Annotated in this window: 20 protein-coding genes; 11 read left to right on the top strand and 9 right to left on the bottom strand. The window is 70.6% G+C overall.

Going from position 1 to position 22,341, the window contains the following annotated elements; translation table 11 throughout:
• The first annotated feature begins 112 nt into the window (after window positions 1-112).
• Window positions 113-628, top strand: coding sequence for a pyridoxamine 5'-phosphate oxidase family protein (locus ACX28W_RS07875; RefSeq protein WP_458998029.1), 516 nt, complete (start codon window positions 113-115; stop codon window positions 626-628).
• 146 nt (window positions 629-774) lie between these two features.
• On the top strand, window positions 775-2,340 hold the full coding sequence (locus ACX28W_RS07870) for a DUF1254 domain-containing protein (RefSeq protein ID WP_458998028.1): 1,566 nt from the start codon (window positions 775-777) through the stop codon (window positions 2,338-2,340).
• 79 nt (window positions 2,341-2,419) lie between these two features.
• Here ACX28W_RS07870 and glnA read toward each other — a convergent pair whose 3' ends face one another.
• Window positions 2,420-3,781, bottom strand: coding sequence for a type I glutamate--ammonia ligase (gene glnA / locus ACX28W_RS07865; protein ID WP_362081627.1), 1,362 nt, complete (start codon window positions 3,779-3,781; stop codon window positions 2,420-2,422).
• A gap of 292 nt (window positions 3,782-4,073) precedes the next feature.
• Between glnA and ACX28W_RS07860 the strand changes: the two genes are divergently transcribed.
• Complete coding sequence (locus tag ACX28W_RS07860) at window positions 4,074-5,258, top strand: globin domain-containing protein (RefSeq protein ID WP_458998027.1); 1,185 nt, start codon at window positions 4,074-4,076, stop codon at window positions 5,256-5,258.
• A gap of 9 nt (window positions 5,259-5,267) precedes the next feature.
• Here ACX28W_RS07860 and ACX28W_RS07855 read toward each other — a convergent pair whose 3' ends face one another.
• A complete protein-coding gene (locus ACX28W_RS07855; protein ID WP_458998026.1) occupies window positions 5,268-5,708 on the bottom strand; it encodes an RrF2 family transcriptional regulator in 441 nt (146 codons plus the stop codon).
• A 163-nt stretch (window positions 5,709-5,871) separates the two neighbouring features.
• Between ACX28W_RS07855 and ACX28W_RS07850 the strand changes: the two genes are divergently transcribed.
• From ACX28W_RS07850 to ACX28W_RS07830, 5 genes are all read left to right on the top strand, one after another.
• Window positions 5,872-6,537 carry a DUF3105 domain-containing protein gene (locus ACX28W_RS07850; RefSeq protein ID WP_458998025.1) on the top strand — a complete coding sequence of 222 codons (666 nt, stop codon included), beginning with the start codon at window positions 5,872-5,874 and terminating at the stop codon, window positions 6,535-6,537.
• 14 nt (window positions 6,538-6,551) lie between these two features.
• The gene (locus tag ACX28W_RS07845; protein WP_458998220.1) at window positions 6,552-7,175 is read left to right on the top strand and encodes a DUF305 domain-containing protein; all 624 of its coding nucleotides are present in this window, start codon (window positions 6,552-6,554) and stop codon (window positions 7,173-7,175) included.
• Window positions 7,176-7,361: 186 nt separating this feature from the next.
• Complete coding sequence (locus ACX28W_RS07840; RefSeq protein ID WP_458998024.1) at window positions 7,362-7,856, top strand: hypothetical protein; 495 nt, start codon at window positions 7,362-7,364, stop codon at window positions 7,854-7,856.
• A gap of 147 nt (window positions 7,857-8,003) precedes the next feature.
• Window positions 8,004-9,611: a multicopper oxidase family protein gene (locus ACX28W_RS07835; protein WP_458998023.1), complete on the top strand. Its 1,608-nt coding sequence runs from the start codon at window positions 8,004-8,006 to the stop codon at window positions 9,609-9,611.
• Between the two features lie 348 nt (window positions 9,612-9,959).
• Window positions 9,960-11,738 (top strand): NAD+ synthase, encoded by a 1,779-nt coding sequence (locus ACX28W_RS07830; protein ID WP_458998022.1) that lies wholly within the window; start codon window positions 9,960-9,962, stop codon window positions 11,736-11,738.
• A gap of 283 nt (window positions 11,739-12,021) precedes the next feature.
• On the opposite strand, the gene ACX28W_RS07825 is transcribed toward ACX28W_RS07830, so the two are convergent.
• Entirely contained in the window at window positions 12,022-13,389 is a 1,368-nt protein-coding gene (locus tag ACX28W_RS07825; protein ID WP_458998021.1) for a hypothetical protein, read from the bottom strand.
• 113 nt (window positions 13,390-13,502) lie between these two features.
• On the opposite strand from ACX28W_RS07825, the gene ACX28W_RS07820 reads away from it, so the two are divergent.
• Window positions 13,503-14,801: a molybdopterin-dependent oxidoreductase gene (locus ACX28W_RS07820; protein ID WP_458998020.1), complete on the top strand. Its 1,299-nt coding sequence runs from the start codon at window positions 13,503-13,505 to the stop codon at window positions 14,799-14,801.
• A gap of 334 nt (window positions 14,802-15,135) precedes the next feature.
• Here the strand turns inward: ACX28W_RS07820 and ACX28W_RS07815 are convergent, their stop codons facing one another.
• From ACX28W_RS07815 to ACX28W_RS07805, 3 genes are read right to left on the bottom strand one after another with little or no spacing between them, the layout of a single operon-like run.
• Complete coding sequence (locus ACX28W_RS07815) at window positions 15,136-15,918, bottom strand: class I SAM-dependent methyltransferase (protein ID WP_458998019.1); 783 nt, start codon at window positions 15,916-15,918, stop codon at window positions 15,136-15,138.
• Window positions 15,915-16,541, bottom strand: coding sequence for a TIGR04282 family arsenosugar biosynthesis glycosyltransferase (locus ACX28W_RS07810; RefSeq protein ID WP_458998018.1), 627 nt, complete (start codon window positions 16,539-16,541; stop codon window positions 15,915-15,917). Before ACX28W_RS07810 ends, ACX28W_RS07815 begins: the two co-directional genes overlap by 4 nt.
• Entirely contained in the window at window positions 16,538-17,260 is a 723-nt protein-coding gene (locus ACX28W_RS07805; protein ID WP_458998017.1) for a glycosyltransferase family 2 protein, read from the bottom strand. Before ACX28W_RS07805 ends, ACX28W_RS07810 begins: the two co-directional genes overlap by 4 nt.
• Before the next feature lie 424 nt (window positions 17,261-17,684).
• Here ACX28W_RS07805 and ACX28W_RS07800 point away from each other — a divergent pair, with 424 nt between their 5' ends.
• Together ACX28W_RS07800 and ACX28W_RS07795 are read left to right on the top strand one after the other, a co-directional pair.
• Window positions 17,685-18,362 carry a response regulator gene (locus ACX28W_RS07800; RefSeq protein WP_458998219.1) on the top strand — a complete coding sequence of 226 codons (678 nt, stop codon included), beginning with the start codon at window positions 17,685-17,687 and terminating at the stop codon, window positions 18,360-18,362.
• Between the two features lie 2 nt (window positions 18,363-18,364).
• Window positions 18,365-19,477 (top strand): sensor histidine kinase, encoded by a 1,113-nt coding sequence (locus tag ACX28W_RS07795; RefSeq protein ID WP_458998016.1) that lies wholly within the window; start codon window positions 18,365-18,367, stop codon window positions 19,475-19,477.
• A 27-nt stretch (window positions 19,478-19,504) separates the two neighbouring features.
• Here the strand turns inward: ACX28W_RS07795 and ACX28W_RS07790 are convergent, their stop codons facing one another.
• The 3 genes from ACX28W_RS07790 to ACX28W_RS07780 form a co-directional block, all read right to left on the bottom strand.
• On the bottom strand, window positions 19,505-20,533 hold the full coding sequence (locus ACX28W_RS07790; RefSeq protein WP_458998015.1) for an NAD-dependent epimerase/dehydratase family protein: 1,029 nt from the start codon (window positions 20,531-20,533) through the stop codon (window positions 19,505-19,507).
• Between the two features lie 270 nt (window positions 20,534-20,803).
• Window positions 20,804-21,190 carry a hypothetical protein gene (locus ACX28W_RS07785; RefSeq protein ID WP_458998014.1) on the bottom strand — a complete coding sequence of 129 codons (387 nt, stop codon included), beginning with the start codon at window positions 21,188-21,190 and terminating at the stop codon, window positions 20,804-20,806.
• Window positions 21,191-21,298: 108 nt separating this feature from the next.
• Window positions 21,299-21,739: a DUF6650 family protein gene (locus tag ACX28W_RS07780; protein WP_458998013.1), complete on the bottom strand. Its 441-nt coding sequence runs from the start codon at window positions 21,737-21,739 to the stop codon at window positions 21,299-21,301.
• Between the last annotated feature and the right edge of the window lie 602 nt (window positions 21,740-22,341).

The raw sequence follows: 22,341 nt of genomic DNA, 5'->3' as shown, positions 1-22,341 counted from the left end.
TTGAGCCTAACCGGACTGCCTGCGGGAAGCGCCGGGGCAGGAAGCGATGAGTTCCGCCGCTGTACGGGGTCTTCCTTGTCGAGGGGCCAGCCGATGTTTGGAAGGACGCGCCATGACGACCGACAACGCACCACAGACCCGTCTCGACCGCCGCTACAGCGACGCGACGGCCACCGCGACGCCCTGGTCGGAGGCCGATGCGCTGCTCACCGAGGCCGAGCTGTTCTGGATCTCGACGGTACGGCCGGACGGGCGCCCGCATGTGACGCCGATGCCCACGGTGTGGGCGGACGGCGCACTGCACTTCTGCACCGGGCCCGAGGAGCGTAAGGCCAGAAACCTCGCGCAGAACCCGCACGTCGTGCTGACGACGGGCACCAACACCTGGGACAAGGGCTACGACCTGGTGGTGGAGGGCGAAGCCGTCCGAGTCTCCGACGACGACCGGCTGCGTGAGCTGGCCGCGGCCTGGGAGGCCAAGTACGGCAGCTTCTGGCACTTCGAGGTGCGGGACGGGTTCTTCCACCACGGTCCCGGACACGCTGTCGTCTTCTCCGTGACACCGCAGACGGTTTTCGGCTTCGGAAAGGGGGAGCCGTTCAGCCAGACCCGCTGGCGGTTCGTATGACGTCCCGCAGCCGCACAGAGGCCACCGGATCTCGTCCGCGTTGGCGCTCCTCCGGATGAGTCCTATGGTGAGAAGTGGTGCAAAGAGCTTTTCCACGGGGTGTTCTCACGGGGTGTTCGCACGGGGTGTCCGCAAGGGGAAGGGACATGATCATGTCCGAAGCCGCGCGTCACCGTCCGCATCGGCGGACGCACGACGATGCCGCAGGCGTCACAGCCACCATCAACCGGGCAGCGAGCGCCGCGGGCGCCGCGGGTCGGGCCGCGGCGGGGGCCGTACGGCACCCCCAGGCCATGGTGGACCGGTTCCGGCATCTGCCTCAGACGCTGCCGCTGGTCCGGCAGGCGGTGACACCCATCCTGACCGGACGGGTGCCCGACTGGCGTGGGGAGTACGCCTACACGCTGGGTGAGCAGGCCTTCGTCTACGGTTTTCCGTACATCTACAACGCCCGGCTGCGTCACCAGTGGGTGACCGAGCTGCGTGACCCGGCGACGGTGCCGTACTCCGCGGTCAACCACTTCTGGCACGCGCAGCGGCTGCTGGACGCCTCGTTCCGGGACGGCGGATGTCCGAACAACGACACCCTGTACTCGACCGCGTGGGTGGACCTGCGGAGCGAGCCGGTCATCCTCACCCACCCGGACATGGGTGATCGCTACTTCTGCTTCGAGCTGATGGGCATCACCTCCGACAACTTCGACTACATAGGTCAGCGCTCCACGGGATCGAAGGCCGGCCAATTCGCGATCGTCGGTCCGGACTGGAAGGGGAAGCTTCCCGATGGTGTGGGCCGCGTCGCGACCGCGCCGAGCCCGTGGATCCTGATCCTCGGCAGGACGCTGGTCGACGGCGAGGCCGATGTGCCGAACGTACAGGCGCTCCAAGCCCAGTACCGGCTCATTCCGCTCAGCGCCTTCGGCGGGGACGGCGAGGCCGTCGACCTGGCGCAGCTCCCGGCGAGCCGCGAGGTGCTGACGCCGGTGGACCCCGCGCAGGATCCACTCGGCCCCTGGAAGACGCTCAACGCCATGCTGGCCGAGAACCCGCCACCGGCGCACCACGCGATCCTGCTCAAGCAGTTCGCCGAGGTCGGCATCGGTCCCGGTCTCGATGTCGAGGCCCAGCCGGAGCGGGTCAAGCAGAACCTCATCCGGGCCGCGGCTGTCGGTATGCCGATGCTCAAGCAGCAGATGCTCAGCGGTGAGTGGGCACATGTGGTGAACGGCTGGCGTTATCCGCCACCGCAGATGGGCCGTTTCGGCGACGACTTCCTCAAGCGCGCTGCCGACCAGTCGCTGGCGGGCATCATGGCCAACGATCCCGACGAGGCGGTCTATCTGCTCAACTACGACGACGCGGACGGGAACAAGCTGTCGTCCGGCCGGTACGAACTGCGCTTCGGCGCGGGCGCGATGCCGCCCGTCGATGCCTTCTGGTCCCTGACCGCGTACGGCGAGGACATGAACCTGATCCCCCACCCGGCCGGCCGCTACTCGGTCGGGGACCGCACGCCCGGGCTCGTCATGGACCCTGACGACGGCGGTCTGACTCTCCATCTGCAGTCCACATCACCGGGAGAGGACCGCGAGTCCAACTGGCTGCCCACGCCCGAAAGCGGCACCTGGTTCGTGATCCTGCGCATGTACCGGCCGCACCGCGAGGTCGTGGACGCGGCCTGGGAATGCCCTCCGCTCACCCGCGTCGACTGACGGGTCCGAGACGCCGTAGGGCCGACGGTCGGTCACCGTCGGCCCTACGTGTCGTTTCAGCAACTACCCTGACCTGCGCTTACAGCACCGGCAGGTTCTTCCGCAGCTCGAAGGCCGTCACCTCGGAGCGGTACTCCTCCCACTCCTGGCGCTTGTTGCGCAGGAAGAAGTCGAAGACGTGCTCGCCGAGGGTCTCGGCGACGAGTTCGCTGCGCTCCATGAGGGTGAGGGCCTCGCCCAGGTTCTGGGGCAGGGGCTCGATGCCCATCGCGCGGCGCTCGGCGTCGGAGAGGGCCCAGACGTCGTCGTCGGCGCCGGGCGGAAGCTCGTAGCCCTCTTCGATGCCCTTCAGACCCGCCGCCAGCAACAGCGCGTACGCCAGGTACGGGTTCGCGCCGGAGTCGAGGGAGCGGACCTCGACCCGCGCCGAACCGGTCTTGCCGGGCTTGTACATCGGGACGCGGACGAGGGCGGAGCGGTTGTTGTGGCCCCAGCAGATGTACGAGGGGGCCTCGCCGCCGGCGCCCGCGGTGCGCTCCGAGCCGCCCCAGATGCGCTTGTAGGAGTTGACCCACTGGTTGGTGACGGCGGAGATCTCCGCCGCGTGCTTGAGCAGGCCCGCGATGAAGGAGCGGCCGACCTTGGAGAGCTGGTACTCGGAGCCGGACTCGTAGAAGGCGTTCCTGTCGCCCTCGAACAACGACAGGTGCGTGTGCATGCCCGAGCCGGGGTGCTCACTGAACGGCTTCGGCATGAACGTCGCCTGGACGCCCTGCTCCAGCGCCACCTGCTTCATGACCAGGCGGAACGTCATGATGTTGTCCGCCGTGGAGAGCGCGTCGGCGTAGCGGAGGTCGATCTCCTGCTGGCCGGGGGCGCCCTCGTGGTGGGAGAACTCGACCGAGATGCCCATCGACTCCAGCATGGTGATCGCCTGGCGGCGGAAGTCCATGCCGACGTTCTGCGGGGTGTGGTCGAAGTAGCCGGAGTTGTCGGCCGGGGTGGGGCGCGAGCCGTCCAGCGGGCGGTCCTTCAGCAGGAAGAACTCGATCTCCGGGTGGGTGTAGAAGGTGAAGCCCAGGTCGGAGGTCTTCGCCAGGGCGCGCTTGAGCACATAGCGCGGGTCCGCGAAGGACGGGGAGCCGTCCGGCATGAGGATGTCGCAGAACATGCGGGCCGTGCCGGGGGCCTCCGCGCGCCACGGCAGGACCTGGAAGGTCGACGGGTCCGGCTTGGCGATCATGTCGGACTCGTAGACGCGGGCGAAGCCCTCGATGGCCGACCCGTCGAAGCCGATGCCCTCGTCGAAGGCCTGCTCCAGCTCGGCCGGCGCCACGGCTACGGACTTGAGGAAGCCCAGCACGTCCGTGAACCACAGGCGTACGAACCGGATGTCGCGCTCCTCCAGTGTCCGGAGCACGAACTCCTGCTGCTTGTCCATCTTCCGCTTCCACCCATCCTTGCTGGTCAGGCCGTCTGCTCCCGTCCCGTGGGAGGCGGTCGGGCACCTGAGCATCCCACCACAACAGCATTTCGTGCGCATTGCCGACCAAGATCGATCGGCCGACTTCGGCCTGAACGCCTCGCGTACAGCAGGTGTCCCGCCCTGTCGCCCATCTTGCCTGCTCCAGCGCGTATGCGTAACAGGCGACCTCCGCGCTCTCCCCTCCCTCTTAATTTGCATTTCAGATGCAAGTTTTACTACCGTGCGGCGTGGACGAGAGGAGTCCCCGATGCTGTCCGAACAGTCCGCCGCCATCGTGCGCACCACCCTGCCCGCCGTCGCCGGGGCCATCGACGAGATCAGCGAACGCTTCTACGACGGGCTCTTCGCCGCCCGTCCCGAGCTGCTGCGTGACCTCTTCAACCGCGGCAACCAGGCCGACGGCACCCAGCGCCGGGCCCTGGCCGGCTCGATCGCCGCCTTCGCCACGTACCTCGTGAAGCAGCCGGACGACCGCCCCGACGTGATGCTGAACCGCATCGCCCACAAGCACGCCTCGCTGGGCATCGCGCCCGAGCAGTACGCGGTGGTGCACGAGCACCTCTTCGCCGCCATCGCCGAGGTCCTCGGCGACGCGGTCACGCCCGAGGTCGCGGCCTCCTGGGACGAGGTCTACTGGCTGATGGCGAACGCCCTCATCGTCATCGAGAAGCGGCTGTACGCGCACCACGAGGGCGTCGGCGGATGGCGCCCCTGGGAGGTCGTGCGGCGCGTCGAGGAGACCGCGGACGTCGCCGCCTTCGAGCTGCGCCCCGCGGACGACGGGCCGGTGCCGGACTTCCGGGCGGGCCAGTACGTCTCCGTACGCGTCACCCTCCCGGACGGCGCCCGCCAGATACGCCAGTACAGTCTCGCCGCCGCGCCCGGCTCACCGGTGCGCCCGATCGGCGTCAAGCGGGTCCACGGCGACGCCACTCCCGACGGCGAGGTCTCCAACCACCTGCACGCGCACGTGCACGAGGGCACCATCCTGGAGGTCTCCGCCCCGTACGGCGATCTCGTGCTCGAGGCCACGGACGCGCCGCTGCTGCTCGCCTCCGCCGGTATCGGCGTGACCCCGATGATCGCCATGCTGGAGCAGCTCGCCCTCTCCGGGCACCGCGCCCCGGTCACCGTCGTGCACGCCGACCGCTCCCCCGCCGACCACGCTCTGCGCGCCGAGCACCGGACGTACGCCGCGAAGCTTCCGGAGGCGGACGTGCACTTCTGGTACGAGCGGAACGCCACGGGGGCCGACCGCACAGGCCTGGTCGATCTCTCCGAGGTGGCCGTCGCGCCGGGCACGCGCGCGTACCTGTGCGGTCCACTGCCGTTCATGCGGGCGCTGCGGGCCGGGCTCATCGTGAAGGGCGTGGCTCCCGCCGCCATCCACTACGAGGTGTTCGGGCCCGACCTCTGGCTCGCGCAGGACTGACGCCGTCCCTCACGACGGGGGCCCACTGGAGATCCCCAGCAGCAGCGGGCCGGTCGGCGCGGCGACCACGTCCTGCACCGTCAGCGGGTCCAGCGACGCGAAGAACGCTTCCTGGGCCCGCCGAAGGGCACCCCGCAGCCGGCACGCGGAATTGAGCGGGCACGGGGTGGGGCCCTCGCAGCCGACGACGTCACCGTCGCCCTCGAAGGCGCGTACGACTGCGCCCACCGACGCCGTACGACCCTGCTCGGTGAGTGCGAGGCCGCCGCCCCGGCCGCGGCGGGCCACCAGCAGACCCATGTGCTGGAGTTCGGCGACGACTTTCGCGGCGTGCGTGTACGGCACGTCCATGTCCGCCGCGACCTGCTTGGTCGTGGGGTTGGACTCACCCGCGACGGCGAGCCGCATCAGAATGCGCAGGGCCAGATCGGTGGACTGCAGGAGCCGCATGACGACAGCCTAGATAATGCGCATCTTTAGTTCAAATTTTCGGAAAGCTCATCGGGAAGAAGGTCACGCCTTCGGCCATTCCTGTGCCCTCCCTACGAGCATCCCCTGTGTCCCCACTACGATCAGCGGACCCGACCGTCCCATTCCCCCATAAGGACTCGCCATGGGTTCCGCCAAGAACACCGGTTCCGCGCAGCGCAAGGCGCGCATAGAAGAGATGCGCAAGGCCGAGCGGGCCCGCGAGCGCCGCAGCCGGATCCTCATGATCACGGCCGGCACGGTCGTCGTGGTCGGTCTCGTCATCGGCGGCGTCGTCCTGGTCCGGTCGCAGTCGGACGGAAACGACACGGCGAGCGACTCGAAGGGGTCGTCGGGGAAGTTCGTCACGGGCGCGGACGGGGTGAAGACGTGGAAGGGCACGCTGAGCCAGACCCACGTCACCAAGACCGTGAAGTACCCGATGGAGCCCCCGGTCGGCGGTGACCACAACCAGGCGTGGATGAACTGCAACGGCGACGTCTACGACAAGGCGATCAACAACATGAACGCCGTGCACTCGCTGGAGCACGGCGCGGTGTGGGTGACGTACAACAGCAAGGCCTCGGACGCCGACGTGAAGGCGCTCGCGGAGAAGGTCAAGAAGACGCCGTACACCCTGATGAGCCCCGTCGAGGACCAGCAGGATCCGATCATGCTCAGCGCGTGGGGCAAGCAGCGCACGGTGACGGGCGCGAGCGACGCCGCCGTCGACAAGTTCTTCTCGGAGTTCGTGCAGGGCAAGCAGACGCCCGAGCCGGGCGCCGCCTGCACCAACGGCCTGTCACAGTGAGCCGGATGAAGCAGATGCGGCAAGCGGGCTGGATCGCGGCAAGCACGGCGGCGGTGCTCGTCGCCGCCGGGGCGATCACGTACGCGGTCGCCGAGAGCGACGCCCCGGGGACGAAGGCGCCCTCCACCGACTCCGCGGACGCGGGCTTCGCCCGGGACATGGCGGTCCATCACCAGCAGGCCGTCGAGATGTCGTACATCGTGCGCGACCGCACGGACGACGAAGAGGTGCGGCGGCTCGCGTACGACGTCGCGCAGACCCAGGCCAACCAGCGCGGCATGCTGCTCGGCTGGCTCGACCTGTGGGAGCTGCCGAAGGTCTCGTCGGACGCGCCCATGACGTGGATGGGTATGGGCGACATGGCGTCCGGCAAGGACGGCGCACTGATGCCCGGCATGGCGACCAACTCCGAGCTGAAGAAGCTCGGCACGCTGAGCGGCAAGCAGGCCGAGGTCTTCTATCTGCAGTTGATGACCGACCATCACCAGGGCGGCATCCACATGGCCAAGGGCTGTGTGGCCGAGTGCACGGTCGGGGTGGAGAAGCGGCTGGCCCAGGGCATGGTCAACGCGCAGCAGTCGGAGATCGATCTGATGGCCGACATGCTCAAGGAGCGGGGGGCGAAGGCGCGTTCGTAGTGCTGCCGGCGGCGGCAGCGTGCCGTCCAGGGTCTGTCGCGTCGTACCGCGCACGTCGCGGTCACTGACCGTCGGCCACCACCGTCGCGCCCGTCCCTCGCCGAGGGGCGGGCGCACGTGTTTCCGGCCGCCCGGCCCGGAGAGGCACGGAGGCGCCATATACCCGGTGGGGGTAGGGTGCGGGACATGACGACGAGGAGCCGGACGCGCCGAGCGCTCCGGGCGGGCGCGGGATACGGACAGCTGCTGCTGTTCGCCGCGCTGCTCTTCGGGATCGTCACCATGCACACGCTGGGACATCCGTCCGGGCACGGCGGGGACGGTGCGGGGCCGGGTTCCGCCCATTCCGCGCACACGGTGGCGGGGGTGGCGGAGGCGCCACTGCCCGGCATGTCCGCCGCCGTGTCCGAGGCGCACGGGCAGGCGGCCGAGACCCGTCACGCGGCGACGGCCGAACTCTCCGACACCGAGATGCCGCCGATGAGCGGCATGGACCCGCTGTCCGTCTGTCTGGCCGTGCTCGGAGGCTTCGCCCTCCTGCTGCTGCTCGCGGTGGCCCTGGGCCGCCCGTGGGCCGACTCCCTCCGCCCACCCGCGCTCACACGGCTGCTGCGCGCCCTGTGGCCCAACCCTCCCCCGCCCAGAACCCTTCTCTCCCGTCTGTCGGTGCTGCGCATCTAGGCCGGCGCACCGGCTGCTTCGGGCTGCCCGCACGGGGCCGAATCTCCGGACGCCAGAGGTGGGAACCTCCGGGCGTCGAGCGGTGTACCAGAAGCAGCGGACGCGCCCATCCGCACGCAACATCACACGACGAGGTGTTACTCAGCCATGCGCACACACACGCGCCGCACCGTTCTCGGTGCGTCGATCGCCGTCGCCGGCACGGCGGTCGGGACGGGAGTTCTGTCCGCCTGTTCGAGCTCGGATTCGGGGCACTCGGGCCACGGAGGGTCCGGGAGCGGCGGCGCTCCGAAGGGATACGTCGATCCGGCCGGCCAGGAAGTCGCCGCCGCCGAGAAGAAGCGCGGCTCCGGGCCGGTCCGAGAGGTGAGGCTCACCGCCGCCGAGACCTCCCTCGACCTGGGCGGCCGTACGGTCAAGTCCTGGACGTACGGCGGCGAGCTGCCCGGCAAGGAGATCCGCGTCACCGCGGGCGACACCCTCGCCCTCACCCTTGCCAACCATCTCCCCGAGTCCACAACCCTGCACTGGCACGGCATCGCCCTGCGCAACGACATGGACGGCGTGCCGGACGTCACCCAACGCCCCGTCAAGTCGGGGGGGGACTTCGCGTACCGCTTCACGGTGCCGCACCCGGGGACATACTGGTTCCACCCCCACTCGGGCACCCAGCAGGACCGCGGTCTGTACGCGCCGTTGATCGTGGATGACCCCAAGGAGCCCCTGGCCTACGACAAGGAGTGGGTGGTCGTCCTCGACGACTGGGTCGACGGGGTGGACGGGTCCACGCCGGACGCCGTGCTCAAGGAGTTGAGCGGGGGCATGGGCACGGGTGACGACGGGGGCATGGATCACTCCGGGCACGACATGGCGAACATGTCGATGCGGAGGACGGAGACGACGGAGTCGTCCTCGCCCGGTCCCTCCCGCATGCTCATGGGCGCCGAGAGCGATCTGCTGGGCGGCGACGCGGGGGATGTCGCGTATCCGTACTACCTGGTCAACGGGCGTACGGCGAAGGCCCCCTCGGTCTTCCGCGCACGCCCCGGCGACCGCATCCGGATCCGGATCATCAACGCGGGCGGCGACACCGCCTTCCGAGTGGCCCTCGGCGGGCACGAGATGACGGTGACGCACACGGACGGCTTCCCGGTGCGGCACGCGACGACGGACACCCTGCTCCTGGGCATGGGCGAGCGCTACGACGTACTGGTCACCGCCAAGGACGGCGTCTTCCCGCTGACCGCGCTCGCCGAGGGCAAGAAGGCGTCGGCGCTCGCGCTGCTGCGGACCGGCGGCGGTTCGGCGCCCGCCGCCTCCGTACGGCCGAAGGAGCTCGACGGGCGGCTGCTGACGGCCGACCAGCTGACGGCGGACGAGTCCGTGGCGCTGAAGCAGCGGGAGCCGGACCGCACGGTGAAGCTCCAGCTCACCGGGGGAATGGAGAAGTACGACTGGGCTTTCGACAAGAAGCCGTATCGCGCGGATCAGCGCCATCCCGTGCGGTCCGGGGAGCGGGTGCGGCTGGTGTTCTCCAACTCCACGAGCATGTGGCATCCCGTCCATCTGCACGGGCACACCTTCGCCCTGGCCGGCGTGGTGGGCGGGCCGCGCAAGGACACCGCGATCGTGTTGCCGAACGGGACGCTGACGGTCGACTTCGACGCCGACAATCCGGGGCTGTGGATGGTCCACTGCCACAACGTCTACCACTCGGAGGCGGGGATGATGACCGTGCTGGGTTATCGCGCGTAGGGCCTGTCCGGCGGATCAGGTCGGAGGGAAGCGGCGGCGCGTTGTCAGCGCAGGTGAGCGGGGTCTGGTGCGTCGAGCTGCAAGGCGGAGGAGGGCGGCGACGCGATGGGGGTCCCCCCTGTTCGAGCGAAGCCGAGAACTTGGGGGAGTCGGCAACCGACGACAACGCCGCAGATCGGCGCACCAGACCCTGCGTCTCCGGCATGATCCGCCGGACAGGCCCTAAGGGATCAGGCGTAAGGGCACGAGGCCCCGCCCCGGACAGGCCCTGACGGCCTGAGGTGTGGGGCGCCTCCACGTGGGGCGCCCCACACCCCATTGTGTCGCTCTGACGATTACACTGGATCCGTGCCTCAACTACGCCTCGCCCTGAATCAGATCGACTCGACCGTCGGCGATCTTGTCGCCAACGCCGAGGCGATCGTCCGTTGGACCCGGCACTCCGCCGAGCAGGGAGCGCATCTGGTGGCGTTCCCCGAGATGGTGCTGACCGGGTATCCCGTCGAGGACCTGGCCCTGCGGCCGTCCTTCATCGAGGCCTCCCGCGCGGCGCTGCGCGCGCTGGCCGTGCGGCTGGCCGACGAGGGCTTCGGGGAGCTGCCGGTGATCGTCGGCTACCTCGACCGGTCCGAGAGTGCCCAGCCGAAGTACGGGCAGCCTGCCGGAACCCCGCGGAACGCCGCCGCTGTGCTGCACGGAGGGAAGGTGGCCCTGCGCTTCGCCAAGCACCACCTTCCGAACTACGGCGTGTTCGACGAGTTCCGGTACTTCGTGCCCGGCGACACCATGCCCATCGTGCGGGTCCACGGGGTCGATGTGGCCCTGGCCATCTGTGAGGACCTCTGGCAGGACGGCGGACGCGTGCCGGCCGCCCGCACCGCCGGGGCCGGCCTGCTGCTCTCCATCAACGCCTCCCCGTACGAGCGCGAAAAGGACGACACCCGGCTCGAGCTGGTCAGGAAGCGGGCCCAGGAGGCCGGCTGCACCACCGCCTACCTCGCCATGATCGGCGGCCAGGACGAGCTCGTCTTCGACGGGGACTCGATCGTGGTCAACCGGGACGGGGAGGTCGTGGCGCGGGCGCCGCAGTTCTCGGAGGGGTGCGTCGTCCTGGACCTGGAGCTTCCGGCTGCGGCCGCGTCGCCGGTGACCGCCCGCGACGAAGTCGCTGATGGAAGCGTTGTGGACGACGGGCTGCGGATCGAGCGGCTGGTGCTGTCGGAGGAGCCGCTGCCCCCGTACGAGGCGGAGCTCGCCGGAGGGTACGCGGAGCGGCTCGACGACGACGAGGAGGTCTACTCGGCGCTGGTCGTCGGCCTGCGGGCGTACGCGGCGAAGAACGGGTTCCGGTCCGTGCTGATCGGACTGTCCGGAGGCATCGACTCGGCGCTGGTCGCCGCCCTCGCGTGCGATGCGCTGGGCGCGCAGAACGTGTACGGCGTCTCGATGCCGTCGAAGTACTCGTCCGACCACTCCAAGGGGGACGCGGCGGAGCTGGCGCGGCGCACGGGGCTCAATTTCCGGACCGTGCCGATCGAGCCGATGTTCGACGCGTATATGTCCTCGCTGGGCCTGACGGGGCTGGCCGAGGAAAACCTCCAGTCCCGTCTGCGCGGCACGACGCTGATGGCCATCTCCAACCAGGAGGGGCACATCGTGCTGGCGCCGGGGAACAAGTCCGAGCTGGCGGTGGGGTACTCGACGCTGTACGGGGACTCGGTGGGTGCGTACGGCCCCATCAAGGACGTCTACAAGACGTCGATCTTCCGGCTGGCCGAGTGGCGCAACCGGGCGGCCGTGGAACGCGGCCAGACTCCCCCGATCCCCGAGAACTCCCTCTCCAAGCCCCCGAGCGCGGAGCTCCGCCCCGACCAGGTCGACACGGACTCCCTCCCCGACTATCCCGTCCTGGACGCGATCCTCGAACGGTATGTGGACCGGGACGAGGGCGCTGACGCGATCGTCGCGGCCGGGTTCGAGCGGGAGCTGGTCGTGAAAACGCTGCGGATGGTGGATACGGCGGAGTACAAGCGGCGGCAGTATCCGCCGGGCACCAAGATCTCCGCGAAGGGGTTCGGCAAGGACCGGCGGCTGCCGATCACGAATCGGTGGCGCGAGCACGCGTAGCGTCTGCCGACCGGGGGGCGTGCGGGGCGGTTCTTCGCCCCCGCCGCCCCTACCCTCCCCCGCCGCCCCTACCCTCCCCCAAGCTCTCGGCTTCGCTCGAGCAGGGGGACCCCCATCGTCCTTGGGGGCTCCGCCCCCAAACCCCCGCCTTCGCCCGAAGGGCTCGTCCTCAGACGCCGGACGGGCCAAGGATTTCAGCCCGTCCGGCGTTTGAGGACGAGGCCGTTAGGCCGAACGGGGGTCTGGGGGCGGAGCCCCCCAGGGGACGGGGGCGAGAAATCGGTCACCAGCCGGTGTACAGCAGGTGGTTGAGGAGGAGCGCGAGGGCCGCCTGGCCGGTGAGCCAGGCGCGGGGGTGGGTGAGGAACGCGCACGCCGGGAGCAGCCACATCGCGAACGGGAGCCAGATGCGCTCGGTCTCGGCCTTGCTCATCCCGGACAGGTCGGCGATCAACAGGGCGAGCAGGGCCGCGGACACGAGGAGCGCGAGGCGGGCCTCCGCGGCGTACCCGTCGTACCTGCCGGGCCGGACGAGCACGGCACCGGCGCGCCGCAGGCCCGCCGCCGTAGCCAGGCCCGTGATGAGCACCGTACAGGCGAGGTTCGCCCACACCCAGTAGCCATAGGGGCGGATGCCGCCGACTCCTTGGTAGTAGCGCTCGACCAGCAGCCGGTACGCCTCCCACCAGTCGAAGCCGGCGAGGGTGAACAGGAGCGGCACGACGCTCAGACCGGCAAAGAAGCAGGGCAGTGCCCGCAGCCGGTCGCGGCCGAGCAACAGCACCACGGCCCCGATCAGCGCGAACAGCGTGAGCCCGTACGAGAGGTAGCAGGTCAGGCCGAACAGAAGGCCGGAGGCCGCCGCCCACCACGCCCAAGCTCTCGACTTCGCCCGGCCAGGGGAGACTTCCTCCCGGGAACTCCCGCTCACCGCGAGCGCGAGCAGCGCCACGGACCAGGCGGCGACCGCCGCGAAGTACGCGTCGGCGGAGGCGCCCATCCACACCGCGGCCGGTGCCAGCACCAGGAACGGTGCCGCCCGCCGCGCCAGGCCTTCCCCGGCCAGTGCCCGCACCGCGACCAGGACGGCCACGCATGCCGTGGCGCCCACGGTGATGCACCAGCCCCCGGCCCAGCCCCCGCCACGCAGGCCGATCCGGTCGAGCAGGACGAAGGTGAGGGGCGCGGCCGGGGGATGGCCGGCGATGTGGGCGGGCCAGCGGTCGGGGGTGCCGATGAGGATGTGGTGGGTGAAGTCCCGCAGCGTGGCCGGGATGTCATGGAAGCGGTCGATGACCTGGAGGTACTCGTTGGTGGTGGTCAGCCGGACCGCGATGCCGCGCTGCCAGCCGTCGATCAGGGCGAGTGACCAGGTCCAGCCCATCGCCGTGCCCCAGGCCGCCGCGAGCAGCGCCCGCCACCGCAGCCGCACCGCGAGGACCGGCCCGTACGCCACCACGGCGGCCGCCAGCACGAGGGCGGCCGGGGTACCCGGACCCAGGTGGGGGTCCCAGTCGGCGAACAGCGGAGGCCAGTGGACGAACAGCGTGTGGTGGGTGAACTGGATGTGGCGGCCGATCAGCACGGCCACCAGCACGAGCAGGGCCGCGGCGACGGCGGCGTACAGGTCGCGGAGGAGAGCGCGGGTCACAGCGGAACGCTAGGCCGGAAGGCGGGCATCGGGGCGGCGCACAAGCCGGACGTCAGCGTTTCGTCATGGGTTGCGGGCCGATTCCTGGGCCGGTGCGTGCCTACGGTCGGGGCATGCGCGACCACCGGCGTCCCAGCGGCGACCCTCGGCTTCCCAGCACCCCTCGGCGTCTCAGCAACCCTCGGCTTCCCACCTCGCCCGGCTTCTGGCGCAGCCCCCTGCGCGGCCCCTGGTTCACCTCGGTGCTCGGCCTCGTCCTGCTCGTCGGCATCACCGTGCTGTTCGTGACGGGCCTGGTCTCGTACGCCGCCTACAACCCGGACCTGTCGCCGGTGAACGACCAGACGCCGGACAAGGGCGTCCTCGGCTTCTACCTCTTCGCCTGGCCGACGAACCCGTACTGGCTGTACCGGCTCAACCAGGGCGTCCACGTCACCCTCGGCATCACTCTGATCCCCGTGCTGCTGGCCAAGCTGTGGTCGGTGGTGCCCAAGCTGTTCGCCCTGCCGCCGGCCCGCTCCCTCGCCCACGCCCTGGAGCGGATCTCGCTGCTGTTGCTGGTCGGCGGCGCGCTGTTCGAGTTCGTGACCGGCATGCTCAACATCCAGCTCGACTACGTCTTCCCCGGCTCCTTCTACCCGCTGCACTTCTACGGGGCCTGGGTCTTCTTCGCCGCCTTCGTCGCGCACACCGTACTCAAGCTGCCCGCGGCCGTACGGAACCTGCGCCACCTGCGGGAGGACCGGCCGGAGGACCGGGAGGAGGACGGCCTGACGTCCCCGCGGCCCGATCCACCCACCGTCTCCCGGCGCGGCGCGCTGTGGCTGGTCGGGGGCGGCTCACTGCTCCTGTTCGGCACGACGGTCGGACAGAATTCCGACGCTCTGCGGGCCACCGCCCTCCTCGCGCCGCACGGCGGCAGTGAGCCGGGCAGCGGCCCCGGCGGCTTCCAGATCAACAAGACGGCCGCGTACGCGGGAATCGACCCGGCGGAGACGAGCGAGGAGGCATGGCGGCTGATCGTCACCGGCCGCACCGGCACCGTCCGGCTGAGCCGTGCCGATCTCCTCCGGCTTCCCCTGCGCAGCTCGGCGTTGCCCATCGCCTGTGTGGAGGGCTGGTCCACATCCGACCAGTGGTGGCGGGGCGTACGGCTGCGGGATCTCGCGGCGCTCGTCGGGTACGACGACCCGCCGGACGTGTTCGTCGAGTCCCTCCAGCACCGCGGCGCCTTCCGCCGCGCGGCCCTGCGCGCCAACCAGGTGGCCGACCCACGCTCCTTGCTCGCCCTGTACGTCAACGGCGAGGACCTGACCCCCGACCATGGCCACCCGGCGCGGGTGATCGTGCCCGCCGCGCCCGGCGTGCTGAACACCAAGTGGGTGGCCCGGATGACGTTCGGAGACCTGTGATGAGCCGGTGGACGAGGCTGACGAGGCTACGGATCCCGCTCGGCAGTCCCCTGCAACTCCTGCTGCTCGCCTGCTCGTTCGCGCTCGCCGGCTACGCGGGCGTACGGCTGCTCGCCGACGACTGGTTCGGCGTGGCGCTGTGGTTCGTGGGCGCGGCTCTACTGCACGACCTGGTGCTGCTGCCGCTGTACGCGGTGGCGGACCGCGCGGTCGCGGGGGCGCTCGGCACGACCGGTCACCGGGAGTGGATCCCGTACGTGCGTGTGCCGACCGCCCTGTCCGGGCTGCTCCTGCTGACTTGGTTCCCGCTGATCAGCGGGCGGGTGTCGGACCACTACCGGTCGGCCACCGGGCTGTCGGCGGACGGGTTCCTCGCCCGCTGGCTGCTGATCACGGCCCTGCTCTTCGGCGGCTCGGCACTGCTGCTGGTGCTTCGGCTTCGGCCTCGGCCTCGGCCTCGGCTGCGCAGGGCGGCGAAACAGCGGCCGCCGACCGTCCACTGATCGACGGTGCGCCAGCCCAGCGCCCCGGCGTACCGCAGCAACGCCGGGGTGCCGAGGCGGGCCCAGGGGAAGGGAGCGCTGGTGCCGCCCCGGGCGTCGGTGACCCGGACACTCACTCGCTCGTCGATGTCGAGGGGAACCGTCTCGGCAATCAACAGGCCGCCAGCGGTGAGGAGTTGGGCCATCCGGTCGAGCAGGGCGCAGGGGTCGCCGCCGATGCCGAGGTTCCCGTCGGCGAGGAGGGCGGTGCCCCAGCGCCCCTCCCCGGGCAACGGGTCGAAGACGGAGCGCCGCAGCGCCTGCCCACCGAGACGCAGCGTGTGGGCGACGGCGGCCTCACTGACGTCGATGCCGAGCACGGACCGGCCCCGGGCCGCGAGCTCCGCCACCAGCCGCCCCGGCCCGCACCCCACGTCCAGCACCGTGCCCTCGCACCGCGCCACGACCTTCAGGTCCACGGCGTCGGCGCGCGCACACCACCGCTCCACCTCCAGGGGCAGCAGCCAGCCGTCACCGCGGGAGAGGAAGAGCGGGCCGCGGCCGGTTCGCAAGGCGGCGGAGTAGGGGTCGGCGGACCAGGGCGGCTCGGTGGTCCGGCGCTGTGCGGTGCTCATCGGCCGCCGGCCGTGCGCAGCCGGGCCAGCCGGGCCAGCTCGGCCGCGAACCGGCTGTGCGGTGCCGTCGCGGCGACCACCTCGGCGTCGGCGGCGGTGTCGACGTCCCGCAGCCTCGGCAGGTCACGCACCCGCAACCCCGCCGCGACAAGGCGCCCGCGCTGCATGGCACCGGTGACCGGCGTCGACATCGGCACGCCCCGCAGCAGCCCGGGCTCGGGCTCGGCGAGTCCCAGAGCCCAGAAGCCCCCGTCCTCGGCAGGACCGAAGTACGCGTCGCACCCGGCGAAGTCGACGGTGAGCAGTTCCGGCGTCACCTGCGGGGTGTCCATGCCGATCAGCAGGGCCGGGCCGTCACACCCGGCGAAGGCGTCCGCGAGCCGCTCGTCCAGGCCACCCGCGCACTGCGGTACGACGTCGAAGCCGGCCGGCAGCCAGCGGCCGGGCTCTCCGTCGAGCACCAGCACCCGGCGGCGGGCGGGCGTCGCGGCCACCGCGCACAGGGTGTCCGTGAGGGCCGCCTCGGCGAGGACCGCGGCCTCGGCGGGGGTGAACGACGGTGTGAGCCGGGTCTTGACCCGCCCCGGCCGTGGCTCCTTGGCGATGACGAGGAGGGTGGTCACCGTGCGGTTCCTTCCCCGGCGGGGGCGTCGGCCGCGGGGGCTTCGGCCAGGACGCGGCTCATGTCCCGTACCGCCTGCCAGGTGCCCCGCCAGGTTCCGGTGACCTTGGAGGCGCCGGTGCGTGGCAGGTACGGCACGTCGTGTTCGGTGATCCGCCAGCCCGCGTCGGCGGCGCGCACGACCATCTGGAGCGGGTAGCCGCTGCGCCGGTCGGTGAGGCCGAGCGCGAGGAGCGGCTCGCGGCGGGCGGCGCGCAGGGGGCCGAGGTCGTGCAGGCGCAGTCCGGTGCGGCGGCGGAGCATGCGGGCGAGCGCGAGGTTGCCGACGCGGGCGTGCGCGGGCCACGCGCCCCGGCTCTGCGGCCTCCTGCGGCCGAGTACCAGATCGGCGGCACCGGCGCGGACCTCGCGGACGAAGGGCACCAGGCGGGACGGGTCGAGGGAGGCGTCGCAGTCGCAGAAGCACACGATGTCGGCGGTGGCGGCGGTCAGCCCTGCGTGGCAGGCGGCGCCGAAGCCCCGGCGCGGCTCATGGACGACGGTCGCGCCGAGCGTGCGGGCGAGGTCGGCCGAGCCGTCGGTGGAGCCGTTGTCGACGACGAGGGCACGCCAGCCGGCCGGGATACGGGTCAGGACCCAGGGAAGGGCGTCTGCCTCGTTCAGGCAGGGAAGCACGACGTCGACGTGCTGCGGTGTGGGCGAGGTGGTCACGGCTTTCACCCTACGAACGCGAATCAGGCATTTCGGACTCCGGCTCCTTACGAAACGCGGACGTCGGAGGCCGGAGCGGCGCCGGGGGCGACATAGGAGAGTGACGCGGTGCGAGGCTGAATGCATGCAGCAGCCGTACGAGCCCACGCGGGCGGGATCCACCACCGGGCACCGGCCGGACCAGACCGCCGCCGGGCCCCAGCCGGACGGGTCCGCGAAGGCAGGTTCCACCGCCGGGCCCCAGCCGGACGGGTCCGCGAAGGCAGGTTCCACCGCCGGGCCCCAGCCGGACGGGTCCGCGAAGGCAGGTTCCACCGCCGGGCCCCAGCCGGACGGGTCCGCGAAGGCAGGTTCCACCGCCGGGCCCCAGCCGGACGGGTCCGCGAAGGCAGGTTCCACCGCCGGGCCCCAGCCGGACGGGCCCGCCCGGGTCCTGGTCGTCGACGACGATCCCACGGTCGCCGAGGTTGTCGCCGGGTATCTGGACCGGGCCGGCTACGTCGTCGACCGGGCCGCCGACGGCCCCACGGCACTCACCCGGGCCGCCGCACACTGGCCGGACCTGGTGGTACTGGACCTGATGCTGCCCGGCATGGACGGGCTGGAAGTGTGCCGGCGGATGCGCGGCCGCGGTCCCGTGCCGGTCATCATGCTCACTGCCCGCGGCGACGAGGACGACCGTATCCTCGGTCTGGAGGTCGGCGCCGACGACTACGTCACCAAACCGTTCAGCCCGCGCGAGCTGGTGCTGCGGGTGGAGTCGGTCCTGCGCCGTACGCGACCCGCCGCCGCGGAGCGTCCGCTGGGCGCGGCCGGCCTGACCGTCGACCCCACCGCCCGCCGGGCCGCCAAGAACGGCGCCGAACTCGCCCTCACCCTCCGCGAGTTCGACCTGCTCGCCTTCTTCCTGCGCCACCCCGGCCGGGCCTTCGGCCGCGAGGACCTGATGCGTGAGGTGTGGGGCTGGGACTTCGGCGACCTGTCGACCGTCACGGTCCACGTCCGCCGTCTGCGCGGCAAGGTCGAGGACGACCCCGCCCGGCCCCGGCTGATCCAGACCGTGTGGGGCGTGGGCTACCGGTTCGACCCCAGCGGCCAGGAGGTGGGCTGACGGTGCACGACACCCTCCTCATCGCCCTCTACTCCTTCCTCGGCGCCGCCGCCACCGGCCTGGCCGGAGCGGGCGTACTGCGGCTGATCCGGCGGCGCTCGCTCACCACGTCGCTCGCCGTGGTGGCGGCCGTGGGCGTGTTCGCGATGCTCGCGGGCACGCTCGCCGTCGCGTGGGCGATGTTCCTGTCGTCGCACGACCTGACGGTCGTCACGACCGTCGTCGCGATGGCGGCGGTCGTCTCCCTGGCCACCGCGCTGCTCCTGGGCCGCTGGGTCGTCGCCCGCAGCCGGGAACTCGCCGTCGCCGCACGCTCGTTCGGCGACGGCGGCACCTTCGCCGCCCCCGATGGTCCGGCGACCGCCGAATTGGACGCGCTCAGCCGCGAGTTGGCGGCCACCAGCGCCAGGCTCGCCGAATCCAGGGAGCGTGAACGCGCCCTGGAGTCCTCCCGGCGCGAACTCGTCGCCTGGATCTCGCACGACCTGCGCACCCCGCTGGCCGGCCTGCGCGCCATGTCGGAGGCGCTGGAGGACGGCGTCGCCTCGGACCCGGACCGCTACCTCAAGCAGATCCGCACCGAGGTCGAGCGCCTCAACGACATGGTCGGCGACCTCTTCGAGCTCTCCCGCATCCACGCCGGCACCCTCCTCCTCACCCCCTCCCGGATCTCCCTGTACGACCTGATCGGTGACGCTCTGGCGGGCGCGGATCCGCTCGCCCGCGCACACGGGGTACGGCTGCTCGGCGACCATGTGGAGCCGGTGCCGGTCGAGGTGGACGGCAAGGAGATGAGCCGAGTGCTCGGCAACCTCCTCGTCAACGCGATCCGACGCACGCCCGCCGACGGCACGGTCGCGGTGGCCGCCGAACGCTCGCCCGAGGGAGTGGTCCTGTCGGTCACGGACGGCTGCGGCGGCATCCCCGAGGAGGACCTGCCGCGCGTCTTCGACACCGGCTGGCGCGGTACGCATGCCCGTACGCCTCCCGCCGGCGCGGGTCTGGGCCTCGCCATCGTCCGCGGCATCGTCGAAGCGCACCAGGGGCGGGCCACCGTACGCAACATCCCTGGCGGCTGCCGCTTCGAGGTGACGCTGCCGACGGCCGAGCGTTGAGCGAGAACCACCGTCGATAAATGAGAACTACCGTGGGGACGATTCGCCGCCCGGCCCCTCCCCACGCAGCCCGGCACGTGCAAACTCCTTCATCCCTTCCCCGAACCCGACCGTGGGCTTCCAGCCCAGCTCGGCCCGCAGCCGAGACGAGTCCGCGGTGATGTGGCGGACGTCCCCCAGCCGGTACTCGCCGGTGACGACGGGCTCGGGCCCGCCGTACGCGGCGGCCAGCGCACGGGCCATCTCGCCGACCGTGTGCGGCTCTCCGCTGCCGGTGTTGTACGCCGTGAGCACGCCCCGGGGCGCATCCGCCTCCAGCGCGGCCACGTTGGCGGCGGCCACGTCCCGCACATGCACGAAGTCCCGCCGCTGCCGGCCGTCCTCGAAGACGCGCGGCGCCTCGCCACGACCGAGCGCGGAACGGAAGAAGGAGGCGACTCCGGCGTACGGGGTGTCACGAGGCATCCGGGGCCCGTACACGTTGTGGTAGCGCAGCGACACCGCCGACCCGCCCGTCGACCGGGCCCAGGCGGCCGCCAGGTGCTCTTGCGCCAGCTTGGTCGTGGCATACACATTCCGTGGATCGGCCGGAGCGTCCTCGCCGACCAGCCCGGGGCCCAGCTCCGCACCACAGACCGGACACGTCGGTTCGAACCGGCCCGCGTCCAGATCGGCGACGGCCCGCGGCCCCGGCCGCACGACCCCGTGCCGGGCACACTCGTACCGCCCTTCCCCATAGACGACCATCGACCCGGCCAGCACGAAGCGCCCCACGCCCGCCTCCGCCACGGCGCTGAGCAGGACGGCGGTACCGAGGTCGTTGCGGGAGACATACTCCGCCGCGTCGGAGATCCCCTCGCCGAGTCCGACCATCGCGGCCTGGTGGCACACGGCATCCACACCGACCAGCGCACGGGCGACCGCCGCCGGGTCGCGCACATCGGCGCCCGGATCCTCCCGCACGTCATAAACCACCGGTTCATGTCCACCCGCCCGGAGCGCGTCGACAACATGGGACCCGATGAACCCGGCACCGCCGGTGACCAGTACACGCATATGGCCACGCTAAGCCCGGGACGACGCCGGACCATGTGACCGCCGCCGCACGTCACGACTCCGTAAGACGCGGGGACTCGCTGGGCGGACCACCCGGGCCCAACAGGCTTTCCAACTGTGTTGGTGGGGTGGTGGGCTGTGTGCAAGGGCATACACCTGCGTTCATGGGCGTCTCGCCCGTCTGGCGGGCCTGACGTGTGGCCCACTCTGAACGACCGTGAACGGGGCTGCATGAGACGGAAACTGAGACGGTGGGCCGGAGCGGTCGCTTCACTCTTCCTCAGGTGGGATAAAACGATCGGCACTCTCGGCGTCGTCCACGTGTCCGTGGGTATCGACGGTGATCGGGGTGGCACGCCCCTTGGACGTGACCAGCCATGCAAGCACTTGCTCGGTCAACGGCCCGTTGTCGGGTCCTTCGTCCTTCCAGTACGCACGCCAGCCGCCTCCGGGGATGGTGGCCACTACCTGGTCGGCTCGCTCCAGGTGGGAGAAGTCCGGGTAGTCCGTTACGGGACGGCGCGTACCGCGCTTGGGATGGACCACGAGGGCAACGCCCGTCGTCTCGTCCCAGGCGTCCACGTCCACAGTCCGACCGATCATCGTTTCCGTGCCGGTGAAGATCGCGAGCCACCCCGTCCCGTTGAAGTAATGCATGCGGTTATCGTCCATGACGGCGGCTGGCCTCGCCGTCGGAGTAACCAACTTCGGTCCGCCAGGCGACCTGCGCCGGCCTCGGTCCGAGCTCGGACATCAGTCTGCGGGCTATCTCTCGTGCTCTGGAAGGTTGAGGCCGCCGAGCTTGTAACGTCCCGAGACCTCATCGGCTTGTTGCTGGACCTGGTCTCGCAGTCGAGCCAAAGCCTCGTTGAACCTGCTGTCGGATCCGGGGCCGAAACGGCTGCCGTCAGGGCCACCCGCTTCGATGAAGTCCACGAAGGCCTGACGCATGGCGCGTAGCCAGATGCGCAGGTCGCTTCCGGGCTTCTTGAGCTGGGTCAGGTACTCGGACAACCGAGTGCGGCACTCGCCGGCAGACGCGAGGCACGCTGCGGCTTCGACCTGCGGGCGCGCGTGCCCGATCGTCAATACACGTTTGTCAGCCAGGAAGTCCATGACCTCCTGAGCGATGTCCCTGTCCGACTTCGTGAACTCCCAGTTCACGCCAAAGCCGAACGCACTCAACGCCGTTGGCCGAATCTTCATCGGTCCCCCTCCCGTCGATGACCTATGTCTATCAACCACGGAGTGTCGGGGTGGCACAAACGCGATCGACCTCAGCCAAGGAAGCCAGCACGAGCCGTTGCAACGATCCCGCCTGAGGACGGGGACCGGGTAGGGCGCTCATGCCCTCAGTTTGGGAAGCTTGGGTCTTCTGGCGGCGGTTGTTGCATTGACCTGCGGCTGAGTGGTGTTGATGCCCTGGTTGCACCCGTGCCAGTCTCCACTGTTCCCCCGTGGTTCCCCGCAGGATCTGGCACGGCTCTGGCGCGGGATCGAGGCTATGAACTCCTGTGTTGCTGCAGGTATTTGGGAGACAAGCCTGCGGCCTCGTAGTTGCTTTCGATGAAGCCGAGTACCGTGTTGCAGTTGCGGCAGAGGGCCCGTTAACCGAACTAACTCGCGAGTTCTTGCAGGTCAGATGGCCTCTCCGCTAGCTTCTCGGGATGTTTCAAGGTGATGTCCCCAAGCGGGACTTGGCGGCGTTCGTCCTGCCCGAGTTACTGATCGTTTCAGAATGAAATGTGTTGTGGGGCTTGGCAGTTGGGTGTTGTGTCGGCAGGATCTGTTGGATGCCTGCTGATCTT

The organism is Streptomyces sp. SD15, assembly GCF_054462255.1.
The sequence above is the reverse complement of the archived record's forward strand: the minus strand, read 5'-3'. Positions and strand labels throughout refer to the sequence as shown.

Excerpts from the sequence above, each read along its gene's own strand:
- ACX28W_RS07875 (WP_458998029.1), top strand. The coding sequence starts at position 113 with ATGACGACCGACAACGCACCACAGACCCGTCTCGACCGCCGCTACAGC.
- ACX28W_RS07870 (WP_458998028.1), top strand. The coding sequence starts at position 775 with ATGATCATGTCCGAAGCCGCGCGTCACCGTCCGCATCGGCGGACGCAC.
- glnA (WP_362081627.1), bottom strand. The coding sequence starts at position 3,781 with ATGGACAAGCAGCAGGAGTTCGTGCTCCGGACACTGGAGGAGCGCGAC.
- ACX28W_RS07860 (WP_458998027.1), top strand. The coding sequence starts at position 4,074 with ATGCTGTCCGAACAGTCCGCCGCCATCGTGCGCACCACCCTGCCCGCC.
- ACX28W_RS07855 (WP_458998026.1), bottom strand. The coding sequence starts at position 5,708 with ATGCGGCTCCTGCAGTCCACCGATCTGGCCCTGCGCATTCTGATGCGG.
- ACX28W_RS07850 (WP_458998025.1), top strand. The coding sequence starts at position 5,872 with ATGGGTTCCGCCAAGAACACCGGTTCCGCGCAGCGCAAGGCGCGCATA.
- ACX28W_RS07845 (WP_458998220.1), top strand. The coding sequence starts at position 6,552 with ATGCGGCAAGCGGGCTGGATCGCGGCAAGCACGGCGGCGGTGCTCGTC.
- ACX28W_RS07840 (WP_458998024.1), top strand. The coding sequence starts at position 7,362 with ATGACGACGAGGAGCCGGACGCGCCGAGCGCTCCGGGCGGGCGCGGGA.
- ACX28W_RS07835 (WP_458998023.1), top strand. The coding sequence starts at position 8,004 with ATGCGCACACACACGCGCCGCACCGTTCTCGGTGCGTCGATCGCCGTC.
- ACX28W_RS07820 (WP_458998020.1), top strand. The coding sequence starts at position 13,503 with ATGCGCGACCACCGGCGTCCCAGCGGCGACCCTCGGCTTCCCAGCACC.
- ACX28W_RS07815 (WP_458998019.1), bottom strand. The coding sequence starts at position 15,918 with ATGAGCACCGCACAGCGCCGGACCACCGAGCCGCCCTGGTCCGCCGAC.
- ACX28W_RS07790 (WP_458998015.1), bottom strand. The coding sequence starts at position 20,533 with ATGCGTGTACTGGTCACCGGCGGTGCCGGGTTCATCGGGTCCCATGTT.
- ACX28W_RS07785 (WP_458998014.1), bottom strand. The coding sequence starts at position 21,190 with ATGCATTACTTCAACGGGACGGGGTGGCTCGCGATCTTCACCGGCACG.
- ACX28W_RS07780 (WP_458998013.1), bottom strand. The coding sequence starts at position 21,739 with ATGAAGATTCGGCCAACGGCGTTGAGTGCGTTCGGCTTTGGCGTGAAC.